Here is a 4,412-nt window from a genome sequence, read left to right on the forward strand (position 1 = left end):
GAGAATTTTCGGAAGATGATGAAGGGAACCTGACATAGGGTTCCCTTGTATAAAATATACATAGACCTCCATTCTATTTCTTGGTTTTATGTTGACTTTTTTGTGAAATCAGTATAAAACCTGACTTTCAGAGTTAGATGGCAAAAAATGGTGTTAAGCCACAGATTAAAACCTGTGACTTAGCATCTTTTTTATTTGCGATTCTGTGAGAAAATAAGAGGTGAGGGGAAGTTCTGTCTTCTGTGCAAATTCTCGGATAAATGTTGAGTTCCTTGTCAGATTTATGTACTTCCTTTCAGAGACCCGGGCTGCACGGAACTGTTTAAAAAAGTTCAGGATGTCTTCAGAGCAATACTGATCTCCTAAGACTTTAAACTGCAGCAGGCGGGTCAAAAGCACAGCAAGATAGCAGATCAGGAAATGGCCTGTGATGGTATCTTCCTTCTGGAGATACACGGGTCTTGCGTCCAACTGTGACTTCATGATCCGGAAGGATTCTTCGATCCGCCATAAGTTGTGATAGGTATGGTATACTTCTGAATCTGACATATGGATCTCTGATGTAACAAAAAGATTATAACCAGCCAGTGCCTGCGCTTTTTCAATCGCTTTTTCATTCATAAGCACCTTTACTTTATCTTTTGATTTCTTCCCTTCTTTATCAACGGCCTGAAAGGTCACAAATTTTGCACTGTCCCCGTATTCGGATCTTTTCGCCTGGCTTGCCCGGAGGATTTTTGCTTTTTCTATCTGTCTGCTGATTTCATTCTTTTGTTTTTTGGCGAGCTGAGGATTATAGACAGCTACTCGTTTTTCCTGTAACCGTACAATCTTTTCCCGCCCCTGTTCGTCCGTATATTTATATGGGAAATCATCGACACACTCTTTGATACGATAAAGAAGATCCCCCTTTTCGTTTTTGACATCCCGGTAATCATTTTCCAATAAGACCCAGACCTGTTCTGTTTCCGGAAGCTGTTTCACAGACTTGGAGAAAAGATATCCGTCTCCTGATTTTACTGCATGGAGGATATTTTCCGAACAGTTCAATCCTTTGTCTGCCACCTGGATGGTTTTCCCGGAAATGTTGTTCCGGCTTTTCAGGTCATCGATCACCTTACGGATCACAGGCTTTTCACTTTCGCTGCCGGGATAGAGTTTCATTCCGATTGGGATCTGATGGGCATCAAGCAGGAGCCCCATCCCGACAATCGGATCTTTTCTATTCTCTTTGGAAGGCCCCTTCCGGCGGAAATCATCCTCTCTGTCGATCTCAAAGTAAAAGTTTGTACAGTCGAAATACGTATGAGAAGTATCGAAAGGATATTTCCTGTTGATCTGATGGTTATAGATCTCGATGATCTTTTCATATTCGGAGCCGAGATACTCTAATCCTGCATACAGCTGGTTCAGGGAAAATCTGACAGGCTCATACAACTTCGGAAGTACTTCGTCAAAAGTTTTCGCTTTTGAACAGGGGCAGACCGCTCTGGAATAGATCAGGGAAGACAGGAGCTTCCTGTATAATACAAATATAGGGAATTCCACGAAAGGTGGTTGAGAAAAAAAGATACCTCAGAGTAAAATAAGATTTGCTGACTTTGCTGGTTAGTACAAATCCTATAGAACAGAGAGGTATCTGAAATGAAGTATATGCAGATTGCCAGCCTAAACGGCCACCTGTGCCATATTTGGCGGCCAGCCTGTGACTTAAATGGCGGTCAGCCAAGGACACATTAAGCGGCCAAAATTTCCAGTTATAATATAAGCATCTCCTGTTCAAGGGGAAATATCATAACTGGAGGTTCAATTATGGACTACAAAAGAGTATTGAGACTTCACTTTGTGAACCATCTCAGCGGTCGCGAGATCGCCGAAAGCTGCGGTGACTGCAGCAAAACAACCGTCAACGAGTTCCTGAAGCGTTTCAGAGAGAATCCGGAACTCTCATACCCTTTACCGGCAGATGTCACGAATGAATACATTGAGAGTATTCTCTATAAAAAGCCTGGTGTATCAGCGAACCAGCTTCTCTATCGGGATTTTAACAAGGAAGCTGTTTACAAGGCTCTAGCCCGCAAAGGGGAGACCCTGAAGCATCTGTGGCAGAAATACAATGCCGTAGGTGTCGTAGATGGAAAGAAGCCAATGAGCTATCGCCAGTACTGCAGGCGTTACAGCGAATGGGCTGATTCCAAACAGCTGACCTTCCACATCCAGCGTTATCCCGGTGTCAATCTAGAGCTGGACTATGCGGGGAAGCAGCTCTATCTGCATAACCGCCGGAACCCGGATGAGACCACAAAGGTCACGATCTTTATCGCTGCCCTCACCTACAGTGATTATTTTTACGCTGAGGGAATGACCGAATGCGATATCCGGAACTGGATCCGGGTCAACAATAATGCTCTGTCCTATTTTGGCGGCGTGACGCCGACGATCACCCCGGATAATTGCAAAGTAGCAGTTGCCCGGAACAAAGACTGGATCAGCCCTGTCTTGAATAAAGATTTCCAGGCATGGGCAGAACATAACAATACGGTTTTAACCCCTGCCAAAGTGAAATCCCCCCGCTGGAAACCAGTTGTGGAAGGCCACGTAAAGATCATTACCATGCACATCCTCATGGATATGGAAGACATGGTCTTTTATTCCCTGGATGATTTAAACTGTGTCCTGATGGAAAAGGTGGATGCCGAGAACCGGAAGCCTTTTGAGGGGCTCACCTATTCCCGGTATGATCTCTTTACAACAGAAGAGAAGGAGACTCTCCTGCCTCTTCCGCCCAGCCGTTTTGAATATCTTGAACGAAAGACTGTTAAAGTAGCACAAGATTTCTCCTTCACCTTCGACAAGGTTCATTATAGCATGCCCCGGAAATATCTGCGACAGGAACTTGAGATCCGGGCAGGGGAAAAAGAAATCTATGTCTATAACAAACACGGCGACTTCATCCGGACGCATAAGCGGAGCTACACACCGAAAGACTGGGTGATCATCCCCTCGGATATGCCTGCCGAATACAAAGACTATGGCTATTGGACGGTGCCTTATTTTCAGCAGAAAGCATCTGCTATCGGATCCAGCACCCGTGCTTTGATCGATGCAGTCATTCAGAAATACGCTTATCCGGTGCAGTCATTCCGAAGCTGCTTTGGTATTCTGCGGTATGCGGAGAAGTACTCGCCGGAAGCCCTGGAACGTTGCTGTAAAGACGCCGTTTTAGCTGGGAGATGCAACTATTCCTATATCTGTAACACAATCTCAACTTACCATAAAGAGCCGCTGCAAAGTACAATGCCACAGAGCAGTCCCAACGAAGATGCTGCAACAGCCGTATCCGGCGCCTACAAAGATGATGACAGCAAGTATTCCCTTAAGAACCTGCTGAAGCGTCAGGAAACGGAGGCAGGCAATGAAGAATAAGACTACTGATATCTATGAGATGTTGGACACACTATCCCTGCCGGTAGCCGCCCAGCGTTTCGCAGAACTGTCTAAAAGCCCTGAATTCGGCAGCTATACCGCTTTGCAGTTTATCCGTGAGGTTCTGGAAACTCAGTACATAGAAACACTCAACAACAGGTTTGAAACAAATCTGCGGCTCAGCAGCCTGATCAATAAAGGTGCTTTGGCCGAGAATCTGAAAACCGGCAACGGACGCATCTACAATGATGCCACCGTTGATCAGATCCTGAAATTTCATTTCGCTGAGAACCGGCAGAATGTCGGGATCTATGGAGTCACCGGTGCCGGCAAGTCTTATTTCCTGTCTGCCTGTTGTGTGGAAGCATGCAGACGTAATTACCGTTGTAAGTTCGTAGACTATAGTGACCTGCTGGACGAACTGATCGTCCTCAACCGCCAGGAAGACCTGAACAAGTATCGTAAGAGGATCAGATACTATGCACGGATCCAGCTGCTGTTCATTGATGATTTTGCCATAAGCAGGTATTCAGAAGAAGGGATCAAGATTCTGTATCATCTCATAAAACTTCGGGATGACCTTGGCACCTCCACACTCTTCAGCTGTCAGTATTCTCCAGATGAGTGGGGAAATCAGCTGAGTGACGAGAAGGAGTGTTACGGTAAGCTTGACGGAATCCGGCGAAGGCTGACGACAGGATTTACCGTACTGATTGAGAAGGCATAGCCTTCTGTGACAACAACGATCAATACTGATCAGCAGGGCGGAGCCCCTCTTGCCCTGCCGCTCTCTAAAGCCGACCGCTTAATATGGCCCTGACTGGCCGGGAAATGCGGCCCTGCTGGCCGCGGAAAGTGGCTGTTTGCAGTATAACACACAAAACGCAAAAATTGCATCCATTACTGAAAAAACTTTAATTGTTGGTATTGATGTTGGAAGTGAAACTCATTTTGTCCGTGCTTTCGACTGGAGGAATTATGAATTT

The 4,412-nt window shown here is 45.7% G+C and carries 2 protein-coding genes and 1 pseudogene; 2 read left to right on the forward strand and 1 reads right to left on the reverse strand.

Annotated elements, in window-relative coordinates; all coding sequences use genetic code 11:
- Positions 1 to 165: 165 nt before the first annotated feature.
- Positions 166 to 1,515 (reverse strand): annotated as a pseudogene (locus B5G00_RS18305) (IS1634 family transposase); the annotation flags it as partial.
- A 297-nt stretch (positions 1,516 to 1,812) separates the two neighbouring features.
- Here B5G00_RS18305 and B5G00_RS18310 point away from each other — a divergent pair.
- Positions 1,813 to 3,426, forward strand: coding sequence for a Mu transposase domain-containing protein (locus B5G00_RS18310; protein WP_087275069.1), 1,614 nt, complete (start codon positions 1,813 to 1,815; stop codon positions 3,424 to 3,426).
- Entirely contained in the window at positions 3,416 to 4,153 is a 738-nt protein-coding gene (locus B5G00_RS18315; RefSeq protein ID WP_087275070.1) for an ATP-binding protein, read from the forward strand. The genes B5G00_RS18310 and B5G00_RS18315 overlap by 11 nt, the downstream gene beginning before the upstream one ends.
- Positions 4,154 to 4,412 lie beyond the last annotated feature (259 nt).

It is taken from the genome of Blautia sp. An46 (genome assembly GCF_002161645.1).
Classification (GTDB): Bacteria; Bacillota; Clostridia; order Lachnospirales; family Lachnospiraceae; genus Blautia; species Blautia ornithocaccae.